The 25215-nt window shown below is 45.8% G+C and carries 23 protein-coding genes; 8 read left to right on the top strand and 15 right to left on the bottom strand.

Translation table 11 applies throughout. The annotated features are described in order from the left end of the window. Positions 1 to 6: 6 nt before the first annotated feature. Positions 7 to 150, top strand: coding sequence for a DUF2474 domain-containing protein (locus OK023_RS07870; RefSeq protein ID WP_317696653.1), 144 nt, complete (start codon positions 7 to 9; stop codon positions 148 to 150). Between the two features lie 130 nt (positions 151 to 280). On the opposite strand, the gene cbl is transcribed toward OK023_RS07870, so the two are convergent. After that, positions 281 to 1234, bottom strand: a complete 954-nt coding sequence (cbl, locus tag OK023_RS07865) for an HTH-type transcriptional regulator Cbl (RefSeq protein WP_317696650.1) — start codon at positions 1232 to 1234, stop codon at positions 281 to 283. 309 nt (positions 1235 to 1543) lie between these two features. After that, entirely contained in the window at positions 1544 to 2239 is a 696-nt protein-coding gene (locus OK023_RS07860) for a gamma-glutamylcyclotransferase (protein ID WP_317696648.1), read from the bottom strand. A gap of 432 nt (positions 2240 to 2671) precedes the next feature. Between OK023_RS07860 and OK023_RS07855 the strand changes: the two genes are divergently transcribed. Together OK023_RS07855 and chaA are read left to right on the top strand one after the other, a co-directional pair. Next, the gene (locus tag OK023_RS07855; RefSeq protein WP_317697561.1) at positions 2672 to 3487 is read left to right on the top strand and encodes a siderophore-interacting protein; all 816 of its coding nucleotides are present in this window, start codon (positions 2672 to 2674) and stop codon (positions 3485 to 3487) included. Positions 3488 to 3792: 305 nt separating this feature from the next. Further along, positions 3793 to 4893, top strand: a complete 1101-nt coding sequence (gene chaA / locus OK023_RS07850; RefSeq protein WP_317696646.1) for a sodium-potassium/proton antiporter ChaA — start codon at positions 3793 to 3795, stop codon at positions 4891 to 4893. A 153-nt stretch (positions 4894 to 5046) separates the two neighbouring features. Here the strand turns inward: chaA and lpxO are convergent, their stop codons facing one another. Beyond that, positions 5047 to 5949: a lipid A hydroxylase LpxO gene (gene lpxO / locus OK023_RS07845; protein ID WP_317696644.1), complete on the bottom strand. Its 903-nt coding sequence runs from the start codon at positions 5947 to 5949 to the stop codon at positions 5047 to 5049. A gap of 402 nt (positions 5950 to 6351) precedes the next feature. Between lpxO and OK023_RS07840 the strand changes: the two genes are divergently transcribed. Beyond that, the gene (locus OK023_RS07840) at positions 6352 to 7467 is read left to right on the top strand and encodes an acyltransferase (RefSeq protein WP_317696642.1); all 1116 of its coding nucleotides are present in this window, start codon (positions 6352 to 6354) and stop codon (positions 7465 to 7467) included. A gap of 28 nt (positions 7468 to 7495) precedes the next feature. Here OK023_RS07840 and OK023_RS19190 read toward each other — a convergent pair whose 3' ends face one another. The 3 genes from OK023_RS19190 to putP form a co-directional block, all read right to left on the bottom strand. Beyond that, positions 7496 to 7705: an IS3 family transposase gene (locus tag OK023_RS19190; RefSeq protein WP_411569395.1), complete on the bottom strand. Its 210-nt coding sequence runs from the start codon at positions 7703 to 7705 to the stop codon at positions 7496 to 7498. A 154-nt stretch (positions 7706 to 7859) separates the two neighbouring features. Further along, positions 7860 to 8648 (bottom strand): phosphate starvation-inducible protein PhoH, encoded by a 789-nt coding sequence (gene phoH, locus OK023_RS07835; protein ID WP_317696639.1) that lies wholly within the window; start codon positions 8646 to 8648, stop codon positions 7860 to 7862. Between the two features lie 769 nt (positions 8649 to 9417). Then, a complete protein-coding gene (gene putP, locus OK023_RS07830) occupies positions 9418 to 10902 on the bottom strand; it encodes a sodium/proline symporter PutP (RefSeq protein ID WP_317696636.1) in 1485 nt (494 codons plus the stop codon). A gap of 577 nt (positions 10903 to 11479) precedes the next feature. Here putP and putA point away from each other — a divergent pair. Beyond that, positions 11480 to 15451, top strand: coding sequence for a trifunctional transcriptional regulator/proline dehydrogenase/L-glutamate gamma-semialdehyde dehydrogenase (gene putA, locus OK023_RS07825; RefSeq protein ID WP_317696634.1), 3972 nt, complete (start codon positions 11480 to 11482; stop codon positions 15449 to 15451). 122 nt (positions 15452 to 15573) lie between these two features. Here putA and OK023_RS07820 read toward each other — a convergent pair whose 3' ends face one another. The 7 genes from OK023_RS07820 to OK023_RS07790 form a co-directional block, all read right to left on the bottom strand. Next, a complete protein-coding gene (locus OK023_RS07820) occupies positions 15574 to 15702 on the bottom strand; it encodes a hypothetical protein (RefSeq protein WP_317696631.1) in 129 nt (42 codons plus the stop codon). 151 nt (positions 15703 to 15853) lie between these two features. Continuing rightward, a complete protein-coding gene (gene tcyN / locus OK023_RS07815) occupies positions 15854 to 16606 on the bottom strand; it encodes an L-cystine ABC transporter ATP-binding protein TcyN (RefSeq protein WP_317696629.1) in 753 nt (250 codons plus the stop codon). A gap of 3 nt (positions 16607 to 16609) precedes the next feature. Continuing rightward, positions 16610 to 17272, bottom strand: coding sequence for a cystine ABC transporter permease (gene tcyL, locus OK023_RS07810; RefSeq protein ID WP_317696627.1), 663 nt, complete (start codon positions 17270 to 17272; stop codon positions 16610 to 16612). After that, the gene (gene tcyJ / locus OK023_RS07805; protein ID WP_317696625.1) at positions 17272 to 18072 is read right to left on the bottom strand and encodes a cystine ABC transporter substrate-binding protein; all 801 of its coding nucleotides are present in this window, start codon (positions 18070 to 18072) and stop codon (positions 17272 to 17274) included. Before tcyJ ends, tcyL begins: the two co-directional genes overlap by 1 nt. Before the next feature lie 144 nt (positions 18073 to 18216). Next, positions 18217 to 19203 (bottom strand): D-cysteine desulfhydrase, encoded by a 987-nt coding sequence (locus OK023_RS07800; protein ID WP_317696623.1) that lies wholly within the window; start codon positions 19201 to 19203, stop codon positions 18217 to 18219. Positions 19204 to 19403: 200 nt separating this feature from the next. Then, positions 19404 to 20099 carry a ParB-like protein gene (locus OK023_RS07795; protein WP_317696620.1) on the bottom strand — a complete coding sequence of 232 codons (696 nt, stop codon included), beginning with the start codon at positions 20097 to 20099 and terminating at the stop codon, positions 19404 to 19406. Positions 20100 to 20267: 168 nt separating this feature from the next. Continuing rightward, entirely contained in the window at positions 20268 to 20402 is a 135-nt protein-coding gene (locus OK023_RS07790; RefSeq protein ID WP_317696618.1) for a hypothetical protein, read from the bottom strand. 849 nt (positions 20403 to 21251) lie between these two features. Between OK023_RS07790 and ydgT the strand changes: the two genes are divergently transcribed. From ydgT to OK023_RS07775, 3 genes are all read left to right on the top strand, one after another. Beyond that, positions 21252 to 21467 carry a transcription modulator YdgT gene (ydgT, locus tag OK023_RS07785; protein ID WP_317696615.1) on the top strand — a complete coding sequence of 72 codons (216 nt, stop codon included), beginning with the start codon at positions 21252 to 21254 and terminating at the stop codon, positions 21465 to 21467. Positions 21468 to 21738: 271 nt separating this feature from the next. Continuing rightward, a complete protein-coding gene (uspC, locus tag OK023_RS07780) occupies positions 21739 to 22158 on the top strand; it encodes a universal stress protein UspC (protein WP_317696613.1) in 420 nt (139 codons plus the stop codon). Positions 22159 to 22552: 394 nt separating this feature from the next. Beyond that, on the top strand, positions 22553 to 23584 hold the full coding sequence (locus tag OK023_RS07775; RefSeq protein ID WP_317696611.1) for an NADP-dependent oxidoreductase: 1032 nt from the start codon (positions 22553 to 22555) through the stop codon (positions 23582 to 23584). Between the two features lie 166 nt (positions 23585 to 23750). Here OK023_RS07775 and OK023_RS07770 read toward each other — a convergent pair whose 3' ends face one another. Next, the gene (locus tag OK023_RS07770) at positions 23751 to 23963 is read right to left on the bottom strand and encodes a hypothetical protein (protein ID WP_317696608.1); all 213 of its coding nucleotides are present in this window, start codon (positions 23961 to 23963) and stop codon (positions 23751 to 23753) included. Between the two features lie 289 nt (positions 23964 to 24252). After that, entirely contained in the window at positions 24253 to 25095 is an 843-nt protein-coding gene (gene kynA / locus OK023_RS07765; protein ID WP_317696605.1) for a tryptophan 2,3-dioxygenase, read from the bottom strand. Positions 25096 to 25215: the final 120 nt, after the last annotated feature.

The following is a 25215-nucleotide window of genomic DNA, read 5'->3' as shown; positions in this document are numbered from 1 at the left end:
AAAACAATGAAAGATAAATCCCCTGTTACTCCCTGGTGGAAACGCGTCGGCTGGTTGATCATTATCTGGAGTGCCAGCGTCTTTGGGCTATTCTTGGTTGCTTCGTTGTTCCGCCTGCTGATGGGGGCTGCCGGGATGAAACCAGCATAACCTTCAGGCTGTTTTTATTTAAGCACCAGCGCATAGCGGCTAACCCGTTATGCGCCTTAATGAATCGATGCAAATTGACTAGCGTTGAATCTTAATGCTGACGTGAAAGATGATATAAAGGGTTTTAGGCTCAAATCTGGTAATCGAATACCTGCTCTAACTGAGCAGAAAACACTTTCTCCTTAATTTCCGCCAGCGACAGGACTGGGTTACATAACTGGATAAACTTCCAAGTGTAATTTCGCTGTAATTGGCTGCGTTTCAGCCCAAGCCAAACGGTATTTGGCTCAAACAAATGCTCAGCGTTCAGGTAAACCAGCCCACGGTCACATTCAGGTTCAAAAGAAATATCTGCCACTATTCCCACCCCCAATCCTAAAGCAACGTAGGTTTTTATGACATCAGAATCCTGTGCGCTCAACGCAATATCCGGCGTCAACCCTGCTACCTTAAATGCGTCATCCACCCGAGATCTCCCAGTGATCCCTTGCCGATAGGTTATCAATGGCAACGTACTTAGCATTTCCAGCGTTATCACAGGCTGATGCATGAGTTCATGCCCTTCTGGCACTAAGATGGCGTGATGCCAACGATAATAAGGGAATGCGGTCAGGGCGCCCTCATTTATCAACCGCTCGCTGGCTATGCCTATGTCCGCCTCTCCCGATACCAGCATTGCCGCAATCTCTTCCGGGTTACCCTGATTCAGTACTAAACGCACCCTCGGATATAAAGCACGAAACTCTTTAATTACCCCTGGCAGACTGTAACGAGCCTGAGTATGGGTGGTTGCAATATGCAGTTGGCCTGTGTCGTTGTTGCTAAAAACATCGGCAAGGCGACGCATATTATTAGCATCATTGAGGATACGCTCGGCAACCAGCAACAGTTCTTTACCCGGTTCAGTCATACCCAATAACCTTTTCCCTCTACGGATAAATATCTCTATACCAAGCTCTTCTTCTAACTCTCGAATATGACGGCTGACACCAGACTGTGAGGTAAATAAAGCGTTAGCCACTTCAGTCAAGTTGTAGTTGCAACGTGCCGATTCACGAATGATTTTTAGTTGTTGAAAGTTCATTCTGCCCTCTATTCGCTCAATAGTATTAACGATATTGATACGAAGTCTGTTCAGGATGAACAAATAAGAAATTGTCTTAGCTTATAGCTTTTAATACTAAATGCTTTTTTAATTGCCAACAAATCATGCTAAAATAAAAAATATTTAGATAAACTATAAAAATCACACTGTTAAATAACATTAATTTATATAAGAGTAATGGGTTTCACCGCTAAGAGTTATTAGATATAGGCAATAAGTATAAACCGAACGTTAAAATAAAGCGTGCCGTTTGCGGAAACACCACGCATCATTTAGGGTCTTAGGGTCTCAGGCTATCGCCTCATCACTAAAAGAGCCCGATTTATCTTGTTGCAACCATTCATGCACATACTTGACCAGCTCACCTATACAGTCATCTTTCATTCCGTAGTTCTGCAGTTCATCATTCAATGCAAACAGATATTGAGCGTTTGACCCTAACGGACCGCTAGCACTGGCGATCAGCGGAGCAATCACCTGATGACGAGTATCAGCCTCAAACAACGGATGCTGTGGATTCATTACAAACACCAGTGCGGTCACAACGTTACCGTCTCCCAGGGCCAAGTCACACCAGGTTGGTAAATAACAATCGGTGATCATTTCCCGTTTCCACAGTAGCTCTAGTTCTTCACACAACGTATTTTCCGGCAAGCGAAAAGCCAGACCTGTAGTTTGGCCACCTTCTTGCAAGGCAAGCATACGCCCCGGTTGATTCAGTGTTCCTCGCCCAACGGTCAAGCGCAGACAAAAAGCTCGATGCCAGCCTTGCAAGGTTGCAGGACGCACTTCTTCAGATTCAAATACCGGATTCCACATCAAAGAGCCATAACCGAAAATCCATACAGGGCTATTATCAGGACGTTTTGCTAGTGTAGATGCTAATGATGCTGCACGTTGTTCCGGAGTCAGTAATAACGACTCCTCAATTGTGCCAAATGCAGTTTTACAATCTGCTTTTTGCAGAAATTCTCGAGTTAACACCTACTACAACCTCCTGAAAATTGGGATTATTCCCAATCTCTTTGCCACTGTGTATTCATAATTCAGCACTCATTATACTACGAATTATCTGTGCTTTAGTATGTATAATATTCATCGTATTTAGAGTCTATTTATTAATATGAAAGCGTATTTATCTTATTAATTTCCCACTCGATAAGTGACCATATTCTGTTCTTGAGTTGCGATCAAGCTTCCAGCCTTGGCCTTATACCAATAAACATGCCTATTGCCGTTCAAATCTTATAGCATCTGCTTTTCCCGCGAACAATCAGCACAGCCACAGAGGTGTTCACACGCAATTGAGGACGTGGCCAAGAACGCGACGACTAGCATAACACAATTAACATCAAACAATTCTCATTATCATATGGCGTGATATACTCACTGCGAATAACAAAGGAGAATTCCGTGATGACCAAAACCTCACAAAACCGTGCGCCTTATCTGATCGAAGTCGCCAACCTGTACGACATCACCCCACATCTACGCCGCATTACATTTAGGGCACCCGACCTACATTACTACCCGGCTGAAACCGCTGCCGCCCATATAAAGATTTTTCTGCCGCGTGAGGGGCAAACGCAACCAGACTTACCTACCCTGAGCGAGAATGGCCCGATCTGGGCCACCAACGCCATACGCCCGTTCATTCGTACCTATTCTATCCGCGCCATCAGGCCAGAGTTGGGGGAGATTGATATTGAGTTTGCTTTGCACGATCACAGCGGCCCGGCGGTAGAGTTTGCTCGTAAGGCTAAAGCGGGTGACAAAATTGGTATCAGTAACCCTGGTGGTCCCAAGCCTATGCTGCCAGAAGCTCATTTTTACTGTATGGCTGGTGATCCTTCTTCTCTACCTGCAATTGCCGCTCTATTGGAAAACCTGCCAGCACACCATAAAGGGCATGCGTTTATCCGTGTCGATACCCCATCAGATGTGCTTGATTTGCAGAGGCCCATAGGTTTTGAATTAGACTGGATCATCGGTAGCACAGAGAAGACCAAAGAACTTATCTCTCAGTTCTGCTCACTACAGCGCTCACAAAACGGTACCTACTTCTGGTTAGCAGGTGAAGATCGTCTGGTGGTCGAGTTAAGGCGCTATCTACGCCGCGAGCTACATTGCGATCGTAACCAGCTTTATGCCGTGCCATACTGGCGTGAGGGAGTAAATGAAGAGAGTTACCACAATAAAAGGCATGAAATAATGGATAATATTGACTCCTGAAAAAATCATATCCTATTAATTTATAGAGACAATAACAGTATAAAGCGGTTTTATGACCGCTTGACTATTAAATATCATCCAGCAATATGAAAATAAGAAAAAAACAGCATTAAATACCGTTTTTTTTGTTATCCTTGTCGCATAAAACAACGTTTTGCTTTCTACGGTTAAAATAGCGCCACACCATTCTCATGTCTAACAAGACAGGGATATCCTATATTATTAACAAACACTCTGGATATGTTGCCCACGTTTATCGGGGCAGCGATGACGGGACCACGCAGTTTAGAAGGAGATTTTCCACAATGAAGTCGCACAACGATCCTGGCCGAACCAAATCCCGCCATACTGAGTATTCGCTCATTTTCCCCATTGCAGCACTGGTTATTCTTAATCTTTGGGGCTCAACCAGCAATTTTCTATTGATTATCGGTATTAACATTTTAGCTTTGGTGGGTATTCTCAGCAGCGCTTTCAGCGTGGTACGCCATGCCGACGTACTCGCACATAGGTTAGGTGAACCCTATGGTTCACTCATCCTCAGCCTGTCTGTGGTGATCCTTGAAGTCAGCCTGATCTCAGCTCTAATGGCAACAGGCGACGCGGCCCCGGCACTGATGCGTGATACGCTGTATTCGATCATCATGATTGTGACCGCAGGTCTGGTGGGATTCGCATTGTTGCTCGGCGGACGAAAATTTGCCACGCAATTCGTTAATCTTGGCGGCATCAAACAGTATCTGATGGCGATTTTCCCCCTGTCGGTGATCGTGTTGGTATTGCCAAGCGCCTTGCCAGGGGGCAACTTCAGCGTCGGCCAGTCACTGCTGGTTGCAGCAATATCGGCAGCGATGTACGGCGTGTTTCTGCTGATCCAAACCAAAACTCACCAGAGTCTATTCGTGTACGAACACGAAGATGATGACGGTGACTCGCATCACGGTAAACCCTCTTCGCATAGCAGTCTGCGGCACGCAGGCTGGTTGATCATACACCTCGTGGCAGTTATTGCTGTAACCAAATTTAACGCCAACCCACTTGAGGGGTTACTCACCAGACTGAACGCACCTGCACAGTTCACTGGTTTCCTGGTTGCATTATTAATCCTGTCGCCTGAAGGTTTAGGGGCACTCCGAGCCGTGCTGAACAATCAGGTGCAACGCGCAATGAACCTGTTTTTCGGTTCTGTTCTCGCTACCATTTCGCTCACCGTACCGGCGGTAACGATCATTGCCACCTTAACTGGCCAGACGTTAATCTTCGGCCTACAGGCACCACACATAGTCGTAATGATGACAGTATTGCTGCTTTGCCACATTTCCTTTTCTACTGGCAAAACCAACGTGTTAAATGGCACTGCGCACTTGGCCTTGTTTGCCGCTTATATGATGACCATTTTCGCTTAAGTCACCAACTACCGACACAGGGTTCCCAAATCCCCATATATCAAGACAATGGACTTGAACAGACAAACCATCTGTTCAAGCCCAATAAACCCGAAAACCCTGTTTTGGAACGCACTTCAAAGGACGGGAACGCTAGAAAGTGCCTCAGCTAAGCTAAATAGAAAAAAAGATCAACGCCGCTATTCCGCCAAACAGTATCCACTTGATGATGTAATACACCGTCTTGTTCCAGGCCTTGAGTTGTTTGCCAATTTTACGGATAGCATAGATATATTTGAACAGGCGATTGACTCCACCAGTACGATCACCTTCTTCATTCGGCGCGGTAGCGGCACTCAGCAGGTAGCGCCCTAACCAGTGATTAATCGCCTGCGCCCAGCGATAACGCATCGGGCGTTCAATGTCACAAAACAGGATCAGTCGATTTTCCCCACTCTGGTTTTCTGCGTAATGCAAGTAGGTTTCATCGAATATTACGTCTTCCCCATCACGCCAGCTATAGCGTTCTCCATCCACTTCAATAAAACAGCGGTCATCGTTAGGTGTTATCAACCCCAGATGGTAGCGCAACGATCCGGCATAGGGATCTCTGTGGCGTGGCAAGCGGCTACCATGCGGCAACTCAGCGAACATTGCGGCCTTAACAGAAGGTAAACTACGCAATAATGCAGTCGTCTGTGGGCACAGTGCCATCGCTGACGGGTGGTTGTCTTCATACCATTTCAGATAAAAACGCTTCCAGCCAGTTTTGAAGAAAGAATTAAACCCGGCATCGTTAAATTTATCTGACGCTTTTATTTGCTGTATCTCCATCAGCTTCTGGCCTTCGTCGCGCATCATCTGCCAGTTATCCCGCAATGTGGCAAGTTCAGGAAATTGCTCTGGTTGCAGATAGGGTGTCGTCGGCACGCGTGAGAATATATACATAAAGACATTCAATGGGGCGGTAAACGTGGAGTGGTCTGAAAGTTGACGCCAAATGGGATAACGGACACGACCTCGATAGTGGACATAAACAACGCATAAAATTAATAAAAACAAAACGATATATTTCATGATTGATTCAGCGCCAATGAACACAATAATCAGTACGCAGCTACACTGCACACCCCAAAATATTTCTCTACGACCAATTAAAACTGACTTAACTGATTCGAAGATATCAATTTTTAACGTTTAAAACCAAAAAAGCTATACAAAAAACACAAATTTTATATGCGCGATCACAGCTCAAAACAGAATTACGAGCAACAGTGAAGCAAGATATACCAACCGTCGCGTGAGGCCTAAAAAACACGGACCATAAAACCATGGCTTTGATGCGGATCTCAGCCTGATTTTACGATTAAAGATATTCTGCTTTTGACTAAGACTTTTCGCTTTTTTCCTCTCGGATTAAGCATTTTTGTAGTCAGGTGATAATATTAACGTAGATTATCAATACTAGCGGGCATTTTGATGACTACGGAGCAAGTAGAACGGATAGTTTTTGCCAACATCCTTAGGGGAGTTGCCGCAATTGCTGTACTTATATCTCATTACATAGGCATTTTTTGGGTAATGAATCCTGCTATTTCTTCAATGATGGGAGTACCTGAACTCTCGCACTTACCCGCCTTAGGTTTCCCGCTATCGTTAATTTCAGAGTACTGTATTGTTTTAGGGCAGTTTGGCGTTGGCGTTTTCTTCATCATAAGTGGATTGGTTATTCCATTCTCCCTGAAAAACGAGAGCAAACTTGGTTTTTTGCACCGTCGAGCTATTCGAATCTATCCTGTTTATATAGTAGGATTTAGTATTGTCATGCTATCCTTGTATGCTCTTTCATTTTATGCCATAACTCCTTTCAACTTTGCTATAGGCGATATGCTTGCCCATTTAGGGGTAATCACCCGTGGGCCACTTAACGTTAATCGTATTGATGGTATAAGTTGGACACTTGAAGTTGAGATTTATTTCTACTTAATAATGTGTGTACTTGGTGAGCGAATAATAAACTTCGACGTAAAAAAATATATTATTACCGCCTCGGTAGTGGCGTGTTTTTCAGCTGTCATATTTAAAACCCAAGGGTATTTAATTGGAGTTCAGACAGCTTCAAGCCTATTGTTTTTATTAGGAACAGCATACTATTCAACAATCAAAAAAAAGATATCTATAAAAAATTTACTGATAATACAGTCAGTAATAACGGCTTTACTTCTATTACTTTGGCTAGGTGTGGCAGAGAGTGCAAGCTACATAATACACTGGATTGTTGGATACATACTTGGTATAGCGGTATTTTACATCTGTTTCTTATTTCGAAATAAAATCAAGGAGAACGCTCTGCTTTCACATTTCTCTGCTATTAGCTATCCGCTTTACGTGGTTCACACGTTGTTCGGTTATGCAATAATGTATGTGCTAGTTGATTCAGGGTCTGGTCCCTACACCGCTGTTGCAGTAGCAACACTTTGCGCTTATATGGCCGCGCTTTTCATACACTTTTTTGTAGAAAGGCCATCCATGGCATGGATAAAGCAGAGTCGGATGAGCACGTCAATAACTCATAATACACTACCACGCTCTTAATGTTCGGCTCACGACGACCTTATACAGGCTAAGTAAAGTGCTGGCTTTCAAATTGTTCTAAGCTGATATTATTACGGGCACGGTGGCAACACCAAAGATTGTCACCCCGTTCAGTATAATCAAACACCTTAGTTTGCACCGTTTCCCGGCTACTAAACCATTCGGCGTGGACACATTCCACTTTGAGCGAATGAAAGACGTTGCCCAAGCAGGCATTATCACAACCCTTGGCACGCATACGGTGATACAGATTATGCTGTTTCAGCAGAATGGTTTTTAGGGGGGTATAGTGGTTTACAGTGAAATTTAACTCATTGTTTTACCGTTAGAACCTCGATATAGCAGATAAAGTAAAGGCCACCGACGTGGCCTTTACATACGTATTCGATAGGTTAACTATATGCATTGAGCGTATGCTGACACAAAACCGAGCGTACGCAGTCCTGTTTCTCGAAGCGGATAATACCGACCATGTCATCTTCTTTGAAGCGCTCAAGGGCATCACTCAAACCAGACCTCGTACCGCGGGGCAGGTCGCACTGAGTAATATCCCCATTCACAATCACCGTCACATTCTCGCCAAGGCGGGTCAAGAACATCTTCATCTGACTTACCGTAACGTTCTGAGCTTCGTCCAGAATGACTACAGCATTTTCGAAAGTGCGACCGCGCATATAGGCAAAAGGCGCTATTTCTACCTTACCAATTTCAGGCCGTAGGCAATATTGCAGAAACGACGATCCTAAACGGCGCAGTAGAATGTCATATACGGGTCGGAAGTAAGGAGCAAATTTTTCAGAAATATCTCCCGGTAAGAAACCGAGATCTTCATCCGCCTGCAAAACTGGACGAGTAACGATAATCCGATCCACCTCTTTGTGTATTAGGGCTTCTGCTGCCTTAGCGGTACTGATAAATGTTTTGCCGCAACCAGCTTCACCGGTTGCAAATATTAACTGCTTGTTTTCTATGGCTGACAAGTAATGACCTTGAGCTTCAGTTCTCGCCTCAATCGCAGAGGTATCACGGCTGTCACGCGCCATACCGATCGATTCAACGCCCCCCATTTGTACCAGCGAGGTCACGCTTTCTTCTTCACGCTGGCGATGGCTTCGTGCGTCACGGCGAATAACGCGTTTGGCTTCACGACGTGCTTTGATCACTGCTTTCTGTCTTCCCATGGTGGCACCTTACAGTTTGTTTCACCTACCGTGACAGCATCGCATGCCGCACGATTATGTTTCACACACGTATTAGGTTTTGGCCTCCTTCAGAGCCAATATAAGCCAATGAAAAACGTGAAAATACGCGCCCTACATGTAAATGGGGCGTTTCTTCACGGGACAACTCGAATAAGTGGGATAAAACGGTGTTAGCCAGATTATTACCAAAGAGGAACCAAGAATCGGTCAAAAATTGAGAGTCGGAGGGAGAACTCTCGTTACAACAAGAAATCAAGGAAGGTATGTTATTTGTTCTTTGTAGCCCAACCAAGGACTCTACCATTAGCGATCTCCACAGTGATTATTTACAGCTCTACGCTGAGCACCGAGTGAAAACTACCGCCAGATGACTACAGTATAATGACATTCAAACTCATTGTGTTAATAAAATGTAAAAATTTACTATTCTTTTCTCATCAGAGATGAGATCAACACTAAAAAATGCCTTCATCGTTTTTCTTTGATGCTATTTTTTTGTTTATTATCATATGGTTATTAATAATTTCAGCTTATGACTTTTTTGAGTAACGCATAAAAATATGAGCACATAAAAACGTAATCAGCATTCTAACTCAACACTGCTTGCCGTCTCCGAGTAGAATAAATAACGGTCTAATTCATCCCCTTTAATTTGATGTAAACCGACATAGAAGCAGCTCTACCGCTAAACATACTCACGAAAAACTAACCAATCCCTCCCTGATTAACGGGGAGAGATGATAAGAAATTACACCGCTTTAAATTCAGCTTCTGCCTGAGCAAAACGCCCAGTCATCGTTGCCGAAGGCTCGCGCCCCAGCAAACTTACAACAATGATGGCGATACAAGCAAAGAGGAAGCCAGGAATGATTTCATAGAGACCCAACCAAGCGTAGTGTTTCCAGACAATGACCGTTATAGCACCGACCAACATACCAACCAGCGCTGCATTGCGTGTCATACGTGGCCACATGACAGAAATCAGCACCACCGGGCCAAACGCTGCTCCAAAACCGGCCCAAGCATAGCTTACTAGCCCAAGCACACGATTCTCAGGATTCGATGCCAGCGTAATAGCCACCAGCGCCACTAGCAGCACCATGATACGACCGACCCAGACGAGCTCCCGCTGGCTTGCTCCTTTGCGCAGGAAGGCTTTATACAAGTCTTCCGTGATCGCACTTGAGCAGACTAGCAATTGGCAACTGAGTGTACTCATAACCGCAGCCAAAATTGCTGACAGCAGAATCCCCGCAATCCATGGATTGAACAATAGCATGGCAAGTTCAATGAATACGCGTTCGCCATTTTGCGAAACATTCCCAGCCTGACCTGGATTATTGGCGAAATAGGCAATTCCAAAGAAACCAACAGCGATAGTGCCCGCCAAGCATAACACCATCCAAGTCATACTGATGCGTCGTGCACTGCGGATAGTACGATGAGAATCCGCTGCCATAAAGCGTGCCAGAATATGCGGCTGACCAAAATAACCCAAGCCCCAGCCCAGCAAAGAGAGGATCGCCACCAGATTCAGGCCTTTCATCATATCAAGATTCGCCGGGTTTTTAGCCGCAATCACCAGTATTGAACTGTCGATACCACCCACGGCAAAAATGACAATTATTGGCGTTAGGATCAGAGCAAAAATCATCAAGCTCGCCTGCACAGTGTCTGTCCAGCTTACTGCCAGAAATCCACCAATAAAGGTATAGAGTATGGTGGTTACCGCGCCCGCCCAAAGTGCAGTTTCGTAGCTCATACCGAACGTACTTTCAAACAGACGAGCCCCGGCAACAATACCCGAAGCGCAATAGATAGTGAAGAATACCAAAATAACAATCGCAGAAATCACGCGTAGCAGTTTGCTATTATCTTCAAAACGGCTGGTGAAATAGTCAGGTAGCGTTAGCGCATTGTTGTTCGCTTCGGTATGCACACGCAAGCGCCCAGCGACTAGTTTCCAGTTAAGGTAAGCACCGATAGTCAAACCAATCGCGATCCAGCTTTCCGAGATACCAGAAAGGAAAATAGCACCTGGCAGGCCCATCAACAGCCAACCACTCATATCAGAAGCCCCAGCGGAAAGAGCAGTAACGACACTGCCCAAACTGCGGCCCCCAAGAATATAATCGTCAAAATTGTTTGTCGCCCGGTATGCCATTAAACCAATCAGTATCATGCCAAAGATATAGACCAGAAAGGTCACCAGCATTGGTGTGTTCATAGCCATTCAACTCTCCATTTTTATGTATTACTCTTCTCATTCCTATTGCGTTATATCCCACAATAAATTGAAAACAAAAGGTATTTTTTATTTATGTTTCCTATAATCTTTCTCATCCGTCAAGATGCCGCAACGAGGCATCTAACAAATTGGCTAAAAATAAAGGCAGTTTCTGCAGTTCGTAATCTAATCACGGGTTATCCTAGATGATGCCATCAGCAATCAACAAGACATTTAACAACCAAGTTACACAAAATTTACCCCGCATCACATTTATCGACCCACAAGGTTGCACTAGCACTTTTTTAAATGAGTTGCACCTCGGTTTTATTAGTGATTACAACCCGCCATTGCGGGTTATCTCGTTAATGTAGAATACTCAATCACCTGCTCTTTACTCGCTGACTTTACGTTAAAAAATCGATTGAATTCACACTTCCTTAACGGACTTTATTTAACAAGGTTGCACAAAGTTGCAACATGCAGGATATTACGTCAGCTTTCCACGAATCTCTCCCAAAAGCCCCTCACGCTTGTCTTATCATTTTCAGGAGAGGTTCTAAAACAAAGGAGTTGGACCAGCATGGGCACTACCACAATGGGCGTAAAGCTAGATGAAGCAACACGCGATCGTATTAAAAACGCAGCGCAGCGCATCGATCGCACACCACACTGGCTAATCAAGCAGGCCATTTTCAGTTATCTCGAGCGTCTTGAGAACGGTTCAGATATTCCCGAAATACCAACGCTGGTCACAACCTCGCAGGTCGAAGCGGATGATATTATGCCGCAAGAGCACCAAGAGTCACACCAGCCATTTCTTGAGTTTGCAGAACAAATTCTGCCACAGTCAGTCACCCGTGCCGCTATTACAGCAGCCTATCGTCGCCCGGAAACCGAAGCCGTTCCCATGCTACTCGAACAGGCTCGGTTACCTGCCGAACTTGCACTGGCAACCCATAAACTGGCTTACGGCATTGCAGAAAAAATGCGTAATCAAAAAAGTGCCACTGGGCGTGCTGGTATGGTGCAAGGATTATTGCAGGAATTCTCACTCTCTTCGCAGGAGGGTGTAGCGCTAATGTGCTTGGCAGAAGCATTACTGCGTATTCCAGACAAGCCAACACGCGACGCGTTGATCCGCGACAAGATCAGTAACGGCAATTGGCAATCTCACCTCGGCCGTAGTCCATCCTTATTTGTTAATGCTACCACCTGGGGCCTGTTGTTTACCGGCAAATTGGTATCGACACATAATGAAGATAACTTGTCGCGCTCACTGAACCGAATTATCGGTAAAAGTGGCGAACCCCTGATTCGTAAAGGGGTCGATATGGCTATGCGTTTGATGGGTGAACAGTTTGTCACCGGCGAAACGATTGCCGAAGCGCTGGCTAACGCGCGTAAGTTAGAAGACAAAGGTTTCCGCTACTCTTACGATATGCTCGGTGAAGCCGCGCTGACCAAAGCAGACGCACAGGCGTATCTGTTTTCTTATCAGCAAGCGATCCATGCTATCGGTAAAGCCTCAAATGGCCGAGGTATCTATGAAGGCCCCGGTATTTCAATCAAATTGTCTGCCCTGCACCCTCGTTACAGCCGTGCTCAATACGATCGTGTAATAGAAGAATTGTATCCACTCCTGCTATCGTTGACGCTACAAGCACGCCAGTATGATATTGGGATTAACATCGACGCCGAAGAGGCCGACCGCCTGGAGATCTCCTTAGATTTACTTGAAAAACTCTGCTTTGAGCCACAGTTGGCAGGTTGGAACGGCATCGGCTTCGTCATTCAGGCATACCAGAAGCGTTGCCCGTTTGTCATCGACGCCGTCATTGACATGGCTAGCCGCAGCCGCCGTCGGCTGATGATCCGTCTGGTGAAAGGTGCTTACTGGGATAGCGAGATCAAACGGGCACAGGTAGACGGTCTTGAAGGCTACCCCGTGTATACTCGCAAAGTCTATACTGACGTTTCTTACTTGGCCTGCGCACGCAAACTGCTGTCAGTCCCTAACCTGATTTATCCGCAATTTGCCACGCACAATGCACACACGCTCAGCGCCATTTACCATTTGGCAGGTAATAACTACTATCCCGGCCAGTACGAGTTCCAATGTTTACACGGTATGGGTGAACCGCTCTACGAACAAGTCGTCGGCAAAGTGGCCGAGGGTAAACTGAACCGCCCATGCCGTATTTATGCTCCGGTTGGTACTCATGAAACCCTACTGGCCTATCTGGTACGTCGTTTGCTGGAAAACGGTGCTAATACCTCTTTCGTTAACCGCATCGCTGATGCAACGCTCTCTCTAGACGATTTGGTTGCCGATCCGGTCAATGCAGTTGAAGCCATGGCCGCCAGCGAGGGGCAGATAGGTTTACCGCACCCGCGCATTGCATTGCCACGTGATCTATACGGTGAAAAACGCGTTAACGCCAGCGGCTTGGATTTGTCTAACGAGCAACGATTGGCTTCACTCTCCAGTGCCCTGTTTACCAGCGCAGCACAACAATGGCATGCTGAACCGATTATCGATGCCCCCTTAGATCAAGGGACTTCGCATCCCATACTCAACCCTGCGGAGCCAAGTGATATAGTCGGTTACGTCCGCGAAGCGACGGAAGAGGAAGTAAATCGTGCGCTTGATGCCGCAACCGCAGCCGGGCCAATCTGGTTTTCGACCCCGCCTTCTGAGCGTGCGGCTATTTTACAGCGCGCCGCCGAACTGATGGAAAACCAGTTACAAAATCTGCTGGGTATTTTGGTTCGTGAGTCAGGCAAAACCTTCAATAATGCCATCGCCGAAGTGCGTGAAGCCGTTGATTTTCTACGCTACTACGCAGAGCAAGTCTCTGATGATTTCGCCAACGACAGTCATCGTCCGCTCGGTCCTGTAGTTTGTATTAGCCCGTGGAACTTCCCGTTAGCCATCTTCACCGGCCAGATTGCTGCTGCACTTGCCGCAGGCAACAGCGTGTTGGCAAAACCGGCCGAACAAACGCCCATTATCGCAACCCAGGCGGTTCGTATCCTACAGGAAGCTGGCATCCCTCAAGGCGTATTGCAACTGTTGCCGGGCCAAGGCGAGAGCGTTGGTAGCATATTGGTTAATGATGCCCGCGTACGCGGCGTGATGTTCACCGGCTCTACCGAAGTCGCCAGTATTCTGCAGCGCAATATCGCTGGCCGTCTTGATCCTCAGGGACGTCCGACACCACTCATTGCGGAAACCGGCGGCCTGAATGCCATGATCGTCGACTCTTCGGCTCTGACCGAACAAGTGGTCACCGACGTTATCGCATCAGCCTTTGACAGTGCAGGGCAACGTTGTTCCGCACTGCGTATCCTTTGTATACAAGAAGATGTGGCAGAACATACGCTACAAATGCTGCGTGGTGCTATGGCAGAATGCCGTATGGGCAATCCAGAACGGCTGTCTACCGACATTGGCCCTGTGATCGATGCCGAGGCAAAATCCACTATTGAACGTCATATCCAAGCCATGCAAACCAAAGGCCGCAAAGTGTATCAAGCGGCAAAAAGTTTCGGAAATGATGAGAAAGAGTGGGCACGCGGTACCTTCGTAAAACCAACGTTGATTGAGCTGGAAAGCTTTGATGAACTGCAAAGGGAGATCTTTGGCCCGGTTCTGCACGTTGTCCGCTTCCAGCGTGCCAATCTGAAAGTGTTGATCGATGAGATCAACGCCTCGGGCTACGGCCTGACACTGGGTATCCATACGCGCATCGATGAAACTATCGCCAAAGTGACCGACCACGCCAAAGTCGGTAACCTGTATGTGAACCGTAACATGGTCGGTGCCGTGGTTGGCGTTCAGCCTTTTGGTGGTGAAGGCCTTTCAGGAACGGGACCAAAAGCCGGCGGGCCGCTCTATCTGTATCGCTTACTGGCTAACCGCCCGCTGGATGCCGTACAGCGCACGCTGAACCGTCAAGATAAAGAGCGTCCTCTGGAAGCAAACATGCGCCCTGCTCTACTTGCCCCCCATCAGGCATTAGAACAGTGGGCTACTGCCGAGAACATGCAAGAATTGGTCATGTTGGCTAAGCAATATGCCGAGATTGGCCAAGCAGGCACTATACGCACACTACCTGGGCCAACGGGAGAGCGTAATACCTACGCTTTACTGCCACGCGAACGTGTTCTGTGCCTAGCTGACAACGATGCTGATATTCTGACGCAATTGGCTTCAGTTCTGGCCGTAGGTAGCAAAGTGCTGTGGCCAGAGGCAGAACTCCAGCGAACCCTGTTCAGCCGTATGCCAGACAATGTCAAGGCACAGATCGCTTTCTGCCAAGATTGGATGCAGGACAAAGTGCAGTTTGACGCCGTCATCTACCACGGTGATGCCGATCAGTTACGCGCCCTATGTGAACAGATTGCCCAACGCAACGGAGCCATTATCTCAGTGCAGGGTTTCACACGCGGGCAAACTAACATCCTCTTGGAGCGTTTTTTGGTCGAACGTTCCTTGAGCGTTAATACCGCAGCCGCTGGAGGGAATGCTAGCCTGATGACCATTGGTTAATCACTAAAGAAATTATTCTGCCAGCGTTGGCCTAGTAAAAAAAGTAAACCCCGTACAATGCGTAATGTTTGTCAGTTAAGCTTTTAAAGGTGGCCGCAACGGATAACGTTGCGGCCTCTTTTTTACTGCTCTCGGGTACCTGTGTCGGCCAGGCACTCATCAATCAGTTCAGGAGAAAGCAGGTCTGCAAGAGCAGCAAACTCCTGCGGGGAAAATTTATAGACAGTATCTAAAGCTTGGCTGAGTAACATAAAAAAATCCGTAATCCCTGGAGAGATTACGGATTCTTATACAGTGACTGGATCGTTCAAGTGACCCTTAACCGATCGGCATTACGTACAATGCGAGGTTTACTTTTATCTAACAACCAATTCCGAGCAAAGATGTTCCCTTCGCCCAACATTACTGATTCAAAAACTTATCCAAAAACTGCTTGGTTCGTTGATGCTGTGGATTAGCAAACAGCTCTTTTGCTGGCCCTTGTTCCACAATGCGACCATGGTCCATAAAAATGGCACGATCGGCAACATCGCGGGCAAAACTCATCTCATGCGTTACAATCACCATGGTGCGTTTTTCTTCCGCCAGTGCACGGATGGTATTAAGCACTTCACCAACCAATTCAGGGTCCAGCGCAGAAGTGGGCTCATCGAAAAGAATAACCTCTGGTTGCATCGCTAATGCCCTGGCAATTGCCACACGTTGCTGCTGACCACCTGATAAACGTTTAGGATAAGCGTGCTCTTTGCCACTTAGCCCAACTTTTGCCAACAACTCACGGGCGCGTTGTTCTGCACTGGCCTTTGCTTCGCCTTTTACGATCACCGGACCTTCAGTGATGTTATCCAACACTGAACGGTGCGGAAACAGGTTGAAGTTCTGAAAAACAAAGCCAACCTGCTGGCGCAGAGCGCGCACCAGGTTTTTCTGTTTGCTCAACGGACGGGCACTATCGATCAGGATATCGCCGACGCGAATAGTACCAGACTCAGGAACTTCCAGCAGGTTGATACTCCGCAGCAAAGTTGTCTTGCCGGAACCACTAGGGCCAATAATTGCCACCACTTCCCCTGAGTTTACGTCAAGATCGATACCGTGGAGCACTGTCTGCCCTTTGAACTGTTTGACCAACTGTTTCACTTCGATAGCACTCATCGGTTACTCCTGATCCTGACGATTAACATGTGCTTCCAGGCGATTTTGCAGTGCGGAAAGCAGGGTTGCCATCACCCAGTAGATCAGAGACGCTGCCAGATACATGGCGAACACCTCAAGCGTACGCGAAGTAATCAATTGCGCCTGGCGGAAAAGCTCAGGTACCTGAATAGTCGCCGCCAACGAGGTATCCTTCACCAGTCCGATAAAGCTGTTTCCCAATGGGGGTAACGCAGTACGTGCCGCTTGTGGCAGGATCACTCGGCGCATGGTCTGCCAAGAGGTCATGCCTATACTGGCTGCGGCTTCTCGTTGCCCCTTATCAATCGACGATATCGCAGCGCGCAACGTCTCCGACGTATAAGCAGCGGTATTCAGCGAGAGCCCAATCAACGCGGCAGGGAAAGGATCCAGCTCAATGCCAAACTGCGGTAAACCGTAATAGATCATAAATAGCTGCGCGATCAACGGGGTACCACGAAACAGAGAGACATAGATGCGTGAAAGCCAAGACAACGGCCATAATGGTGAAAGCCGCATCAGCGCCAACAGAAAACCCAAAATTAACCCAAGGACCATCCCCCCAAGGCTGAGCTCAATAGTTAGGAGTGCACCTTTCAATAAAAATGGCGCTGAGTCCAGCGCCAGTTGAATACTTTCATACATTATTTAGTTACGTCCGCGCCAAACCATTTTTCAGAGAGTTTCGCCAACGTGCCGTCCTTCTGCATTTCAGCAATCGCCTTATTGATCGCTGCCAACAGTTCTGGGTTGTTTTTACGCACCGCTACACCCGCTTCCTGACGAGAAAATGCCTGGCCTGCTACAGCCAGCGTATCCCCGGTTTTCTTCACTAGATCCAATGCAGCCAAACGGTCAACCAGAATGGCATTAATGCGGCCTACGCGTAGATCCTGATACTTGGTGGGATCATCATCGTAAGCACGTACGTCTACGCCCGGAACATTTTCACGTAACCACTGTTCGTAGTTGGTTCCCAGACCAACACCTACTTTCTTGCCTTTCAGGTCTTCAGCACGAGTAATGGTGTTCTCATTGCCTTTTTTGACCAACGCTTGGATCCCTGAAACAGTATAAGGCGTAGAGAAATCGTATTTTTTCTTACGTTCTTCAGTGATTGTGACCTGATTTATCACCACATCAATACGTTTAGACTCCAATGACGCCAGCATACCGTCCCATTTTGTCGGGTTCAGCTTGGCCTTAACACCTAAGTGTTCCGCCAACGCCTGGGCAAAATCCACTTCGAAACCAGTAAGTTTGCCGTCTTCACCCTGGAAACTAAAAGGAGGGTAGGTGCCTTCTAGCCCAACAATCAGCGTGCCACGCTGTTTGACTTGCTCAAGTAGATTATCCGCCGCATAGATTTTTTCACTCAACCCAGTGGTCAGTGCAACCGCCATCACCCCTAACAGCAATTGACGACGTATTTTAGAAAAGATCATACTCACTCCATCTGTTGTTTATCATTTTGATATCTATACATTAACAACTACACTGACTTCACAAAGGAATAATTGCTGGGGGATTTACCGCCCAGTTATGGCTTAGCTGTAACTTGGAATAGCTTGGGTATAACGAGTTTGCTTTTACACCTGAGGATGATAAGCGAATAGTGCTGGAGCTCCCCCCGTATGTATAAACAGGATTGGACCTTTATCACGAAAACGCTTCTGGGAAATACCATCAATAAGCCCAGCCATGGCCTTGGCGGTATAGACAGGGTCCAACAACATGCCTTCCTGCTGAGCCAACAGTTTTACCGCAGCCATACCCTCATCGTTTGGCACACCGTAGTGTGGGGCAAAGTAATCATCCCAAAGCGTGATCGGCGTCAACGTCTCTATACCTAGTAAACCGGCAACTGACTTTTGCAATTGTTCCACTTTTGGTAGTTGATCGATCACTCTTCGCGAAACGGTTACGCCAATCAGTTCAACTTCCGGCAGTTGTTGTTGCAGCCCCACAGCCAAACCAGCATGAGTTCCGGCACTGCCGGAAGCCACAACAATTGAGCTGAAGTTAATATCGTGGCTTTGTGCGGCAATCTCTATTGCACACTGCACATATCCCAGAGATCCCAAAGCATTTGAGCCTCCCACCGGAACAATATAGGGGCGAAAACCTTGTGCCTCCAGACGGGTCGCAAGCTCTGCCAGTTGTGCCTGGGGATCGTGCAGAGCATCACACATAACGACTTCTACGTTGAACAGGTCAAGCAGTAGACGATTGCCATTGGTAAGGTAGTTCTCTGCTTTGGTGTCAATAGGGTTTTCCAGAAGTGCAACGCACTGTAACCCAAGCTTGGCCGCCACAGCAGCAGTCTGGCGCACATGGTTTGATTGGATTGCGCCAGCAGTAACTAACGTATCAGCCCCCTGATGCAAAGCTTCAGCAGCCAGGAACTCCAATTTCCTCAATTTATTACCGCCCAACGCCATTGGCGTGACATCGTCACGTTTAACATAAATATCACGACCGAGATACTCAGAAAGACGGGATAACCTTTCAAGCGGCGTAGCAGGACCAACCAAGTCCAAGCGCGGAAATTGCGCGAGTTGTTGTTGCAGATCCACAACTTCCCCCAAACAATAAAATAATAACGTCCTGTGAATAGAGAATAGATTTATCAGATGTGCTCTGAATTATCACTCTTTATTCTTGAGAGTGAACAATCTGGAGGCATTCCCCTCCTCCCAACCAGCCTCCTTTGGATATCATGCCTCATGATAGTGAAAGAAGGGTCGCCAGAAATTTTGTCATGTGCACTTAGAATTCACTTTGCAAGGGACTGGCACATCTTACCAGGATAGCCAGGAAGAGATTTCGCTTCGGAACTACAGGCCAGTATTTTCGCCTGCTCAAGGCGCTCAGTCAGGTTGTCAGCATTGACGGGTAACCATCCCATTTTTTTACCTAGCCAACTTGCCCATGCGAACTCAACGAAATAGACCTGTTCATGTTTTTCGAAGTACCCCTCATCCTGTAAAAAACCAGCTAAAGAACGGTAGGGATAATCCGGAAGGTCACCAACATGGCTAGGTAACTGTTCAGGAGTCACCGGTAATCCCCTTTCGTTATATAGCCATACCCAATGATTCTCTTCCATCTGCTGCCAGAAATTAGCATTGTCTTGCAAGCGAGCAATGATCCTGACTCTGGCTTTTTTTACTCCTTGTTGCCAAAGAGCCTTGGTGAGATGGTGACGGTCAACAAGCCAATAATCTCCTTTAGGAGAAATAACAACGGGGATCTCCTTTTTTTCCAAAAAACTATCGAGTTTATCTTTGCCTTTTTTGGCTAATTTAGTCTGATCCACATCCACTTGAAGTTGACCAATTCCTGGCTGAGTAGGATGTAATTTTTCGAGCCTTACTTCACACCAACTCCCCACACGACTGTCTGGCGAGCAAGGAGAAAGAGCAACAGCTTGATGACTAACAATAAAGGCTAACAGCATCCATTTTTTCATCGTACACTTCACTTACCTGTTGTTGTGGACATAAACGGGGGCATTGTAAGCACGTTGACAACGTCATTCGTCATAATCGCATGCCGTGTCGTTAAAGTCGTTCGCATTATTTCCCGGATGAAAAGCGGTCGCCATAGACACATCCACCTGCAGAAAGTATAAAAACTTTCAGTGCAAGCGTTGATGTAACGATTGCATCTCGTATTCATAACTACCACCCAGACTACGCCGTTTCAGCATAGCCTGATAATCCGCTTTACTGTATTGACCGCCTTTGTCAATCTGAACAATCACATTCTGCAAGCACTTTCACCGCCAATCCAGTGAAATGTTTGTCAAGAATGGCTAGCGCCAAAGGAGAAAAAACAACAGCTTCCAGGTCAATAATATCGCAACGAAACATAAGTGTTTATTTTATAATACATGGTGTTATCGCTGCATTGGCAATTAAATAACCACATCTGGGTACTGCCGATTCGACTATTTATAATGATGCGGGTAACTATAAGGCATAAGTATTAGTGCCATCAATGATGAATACATTTCTTCACCGCTAATTAGCCTCACCAACTGCCTGGCTTAAACACATACGATATAATACTAATTTTATAATCAAGATAATGCGGGTTCTAAGAAAACGGCAAACTCGCTAATTCTCTGTAACATCAGTGCCTAAGATGAACAATGGCAACCAAAATTCGAGTAACTAGGTGCATGTCGACGATCGTAAGATAATACCTAATTGTTGATTTAAATGTTCAGATATATTGCTGGGAAGCGCGTCACATATTATCATTAGCTCCGAGCTTTTGAACTCATTTGGCTTATTTCTGCTTGGGTGATTTGGTTTTTTCCTTCGATGTTACATACCCCATGTATGTGTTTTATTTTTCTAGGTTTGAGGTGTTTTTCTTTCTCTCTAAACCCTAAATAGTTCAAGTTACATTAAGCCGAAGATGCCACGAAATCGGTGTTTAACTGATTTAAACAGCACTAAAGTTGATGCTAACAGCTTAAAACTCGGTAATGATATCCATAATCTACGAGCACTTAAAAAAGTCAAGTTACCGAGATGAACGTGGAAAGCCAGCAAACATGCATTTTGAAGTATGACGGATATAACTTAAACCACTAATAGGCTATATTTTAATTATGACAACTACTATCGATTATCTGATGACATTCCGTAAGTGTTCAAGTTTAGAGAGTTTGGAAAAGGTGTACGACAAGCTTAATTACTCACTTGTTGATGACAAAGAAATTAGTAATATGTACCGTGCTGCAGATCATCGTCGTGCAGAATTGATCTCAGGAAAATTGTTTGATTTAGGCAAGATCCCTAAATCACTGTGGGCTCAGGTACTTTAATACCTCGCTATCTCGTGTGTATCATTTTCATCTTTGATGGCGAAATTTTCTTCAGACTCAAAATGTACCGCAATGTGTGATACAAGACACATTCATTATACTGATTTTTATTCGGGGCACCGTGCTGCAATTTGCAGATATGTAAACTGTTTTTAGATATCCGCTTTCCGGATCGCTAAAATCAGCATTCAAGCATGCTTACGACACGTTTTGTGAATTGTTAAATATTTGCAACCAACATTCGCAAATAAATGAGCAATAGGAGTAGAACATGGAATATCGTAACGTTTTGGTAGCGGTCGCCATCGCCGCAGACAGCCACAAGTTGGTAGCAAAAGCCGTTTCCATAGTACGCCCCTATCTTGGCCAGATCACACTGGTGAGCATGATTGCCAACCCTGAAATCTATAACAGTTTTGCTGGCCAGATGTTGGACAATATGCATGTTTTGATGGAAGAGAAAACTCGCTTATTTATGGATGAACTTTGCCAGCGAGCTGAATACCCCATCAGCCATACACGAGTTATTTATGGCAAACTCGGTGATTGCCTCACGTATGCCAATCAACAACAACAGTTTGACCTAGTCATTTGTGGCAACCACAGTTACAGCATGATGAACAAAGTTACCTGCTCTGCTGTACGTTTTATTAATACAAGTAGTATTGATGTACTGATAGTTCCATTGTAACGACCAAATTATCAACTCTAGTTATTACCATCAGTCAATAGGTATTTTTTATTTAAATCAAGGTAGTGTGAACAGATAGCATTGTATTGACATCATTATAAACGATTTGACTGCAGAAATGGAGTTAGCTTTAAAGACAATACAGTTCATACTTTCGTGCTGGCGTTTGGCTTAGAGCCATCGCGAATACGTAAAAATTCCATATTCTGTAAACAGTTTTTGTCTATGAGGACCATATAGTTATCTATATTCAAATTTCTTCAATATGCAAGTAAATAGTACAACAGCCTAAGCACACGCTTTACGACTCATACTAGATTCATTTTCAATTTCCCATCTTAGAAATGAATGTAATTCAAAATTATAGGCTATATCCCCCTTCAAGGAGAAGCAGATGTCTCAGCAACAGTGTAGTCGCCGTTTTGTTTTGGCCTCACGTCCAGATGGTGAACCGCGGGCAGAAAACTTCCGTCTGGAAACTGTCACCATTCCTCAACCCACCATTGGCCAGCTTTTACTGCGTACGATTTATCTCTCACTTGATCCCTATATGCGTGGGCGTATGAGTGATGCTCCCTCCTATGCGCCGCCGCTTCAGCTCGGGCAAGTAATGATAGGCAGTTCTGTTTCCCGCGTTCAGTCCTCACAACATCCAGATTTTAAACCGGGTGACTGGGTTTTAGGCAATTTCGGCTGGCAGGAATACGCCTTATCAGACGGTATTGGGCTTCGTAATCTGGGAGAACGACTAGAAAACCCAACGCATTTACTTGGCATCCTTGGTATGCCAGGTTTTACCGCTTATATGGGACTATTGGATATCGGTAAACCACAAGATGGCGAAACCGTGGTAGTGGCCGCCGCTAGTGGCGCGGTAGGTTCTATAGTTGGGCAAATTGCCAAGTTGAAAGGCTGCCGCGTAATTGGTGTTGCTGGTGGTGTTAAGAAATGCCGTTATGTGATGGATGAACTCGGTTTCGACGCTTGTATCGATCACCAGGCAGCTAATTTTGCGACGCAATTGGCTCTTGCATGTCCGCAAGGCATAGATATCTATTTTGAAAACGTCGGGGGTCTGGTATTCGATGCAGTTATTCCCCTGCTGAATACCAAAGCCAGAATACCTGTGTGCGGCGTAATCTCTCAGTACAACGCCACAAGTCTACCTAATGGCCCTGACCGTTTACCGTTGTTACAAAGTCTGATTCTGCGCAAGCGGATAAAAATGCAAGGCTTTATCATTTTTGACGATTATGCTACCCATTTTACTGAATTTTCAAAACAAATGGACGAGTGGGTCACCCAAGGCAAGGTCAAACTCCTCGAGGATGTAGTCGACGGTCTTGAAAATGCCCCTCAGGCATTTCTTGGTCTGCTACAAGGTAAAAACTTCGGTAAACTGATTATCCGTGTTGCTAAGGAGTGATTCAATATTCAGGGCAGTATCTGCCTATACTCGTCATACTTCAAGTTGCTTGGGTGTTGACTGCCTTCGTTCACCCCAGTCACTTACCTGAGTAAGCTCCTGGGGCTTCACTCAGTTGCCGCCTACAAGCAACTCGAATTATTTTGGGTATAGAGGTAATTGTCACTCAGACTTTCATCACCTTTTGGTAGATATCAAGATCATCATAACCATCTATATCTAAATCATTAAGGTAGTGTTCATAACAGATATTGCCTGTCGGCTGATAACCACTGGTGGGCAATATCTTCTGGTTAAAGTTGTTCCAGGCAGTTTCGAAATCTCCATCAGTGATAGGAACACGGTAGAACAAACTCTCAGGCCGGTAGATTCTGAACAAACAGCGCTTCGCTGCCTTACTGCAATATAAAATCTTCGGCAACCGTAAATACCACATCGGCTCCTAATCTCTCTGGGCAACTTCAGCTGGATCTGCCTAATTGAGGACTAACCATTTCCCCAAAGGCATCCTGTGCTTTTTTGCCAAGCTATCAGGCATTTGCAAGCTAATGGGACAGATTGAGCATAGGGGCCGAGAACACGAAATCCTACCACTTTCTCAGCTGATTTTTGTACAACTCTCAACCCCATACACTTATCTCCTTTTACAGTTCATCTGTATCTTGTCCTCAAGCACCAATTTGGGTTCGCACATCTAATAGTTCAGGGAAAAAAGTTAAGTCCAGCGCCTTTTTAAGGAAACTTACACCACTGGAACCTCCTGTTCCTAACTTGAAACCGATTATCCGTTCCACCGTTTTCATATGACGGAAACGCCATAAATGAAAACTTTCCTCTATATCGACCAATTTTTCGGCCATTTCATAAGATTCCCAATAAATTTGGGGATTATCGTAAATTTGCTTGAACGCGGGTAAAAGTTGGGGATTACGCTGGTAGGGTTGCGTCCAGTCACGATCAATACATTCCTTAGGTATCGGAAGACCATGGCGGGAGAGGTAAATCAGGAACTCATCATACAGGCTCGGGGCTTCTAAAATCTCTTTCAGTGCCGCATACTTCTCAGCATCGTCGCTAAAAACCGCCAACATAGCAGCATTCTTATTGCCTAGTAAAAACTCGATCGAACGGTACTGATGGGACTGAAAACCCGACGAGTTTCCCAGCACACCACGAAACTCAACATACTCAGACGGCGTTAACGTTTCCAAAACAGCCCACTGTTCAAACAACAAACGTTGGATCTGTTTTACTCTGGCCAAAATTTTAAAGCAATGACTGAGCTTATCCTGCTGAACCAGAAGCCTAGCGGCCTGCAATTCATGTAGCATCAGTTTCATCCACAGTTCCGACGTCTGATGTTGAACCACAAATAACATCTCATCATGATGCTGAGGATCGGAAAGTGGGTTCTGACAAGCGAGTAACTGGTCTAAGCATAGATAATCACCATAGCTCATACGTTTCGAAAAATCTGTCACGATGGAACTCTCTAATTCCCGTTGATTCATCTTTTCTCTCCAATTGTGCACTCGCCTTTTTTAAGGCAAATGCTTTCTCTCGTTGGTGAAACAAGAAAAGACAATAACCCATTTTCTTAACACATACGCAACAAAAAACAAAACCTACTT

The sequence above is a fragment of the Serratia sp. UGAL515B_01 genome (assembly GCF_033095805.1).
Taxonomy (GTDB): Bacteria; Pseudomonadota; Gammaproteobacteria; order Enterobacterales; family Enterobacteriaceae; genus Chania.
The sequence above is the reverse complement of the archived record's forward strand: the minus strand, read 5'-3'. Positions and strand labels throughout refer to the sequence as shown.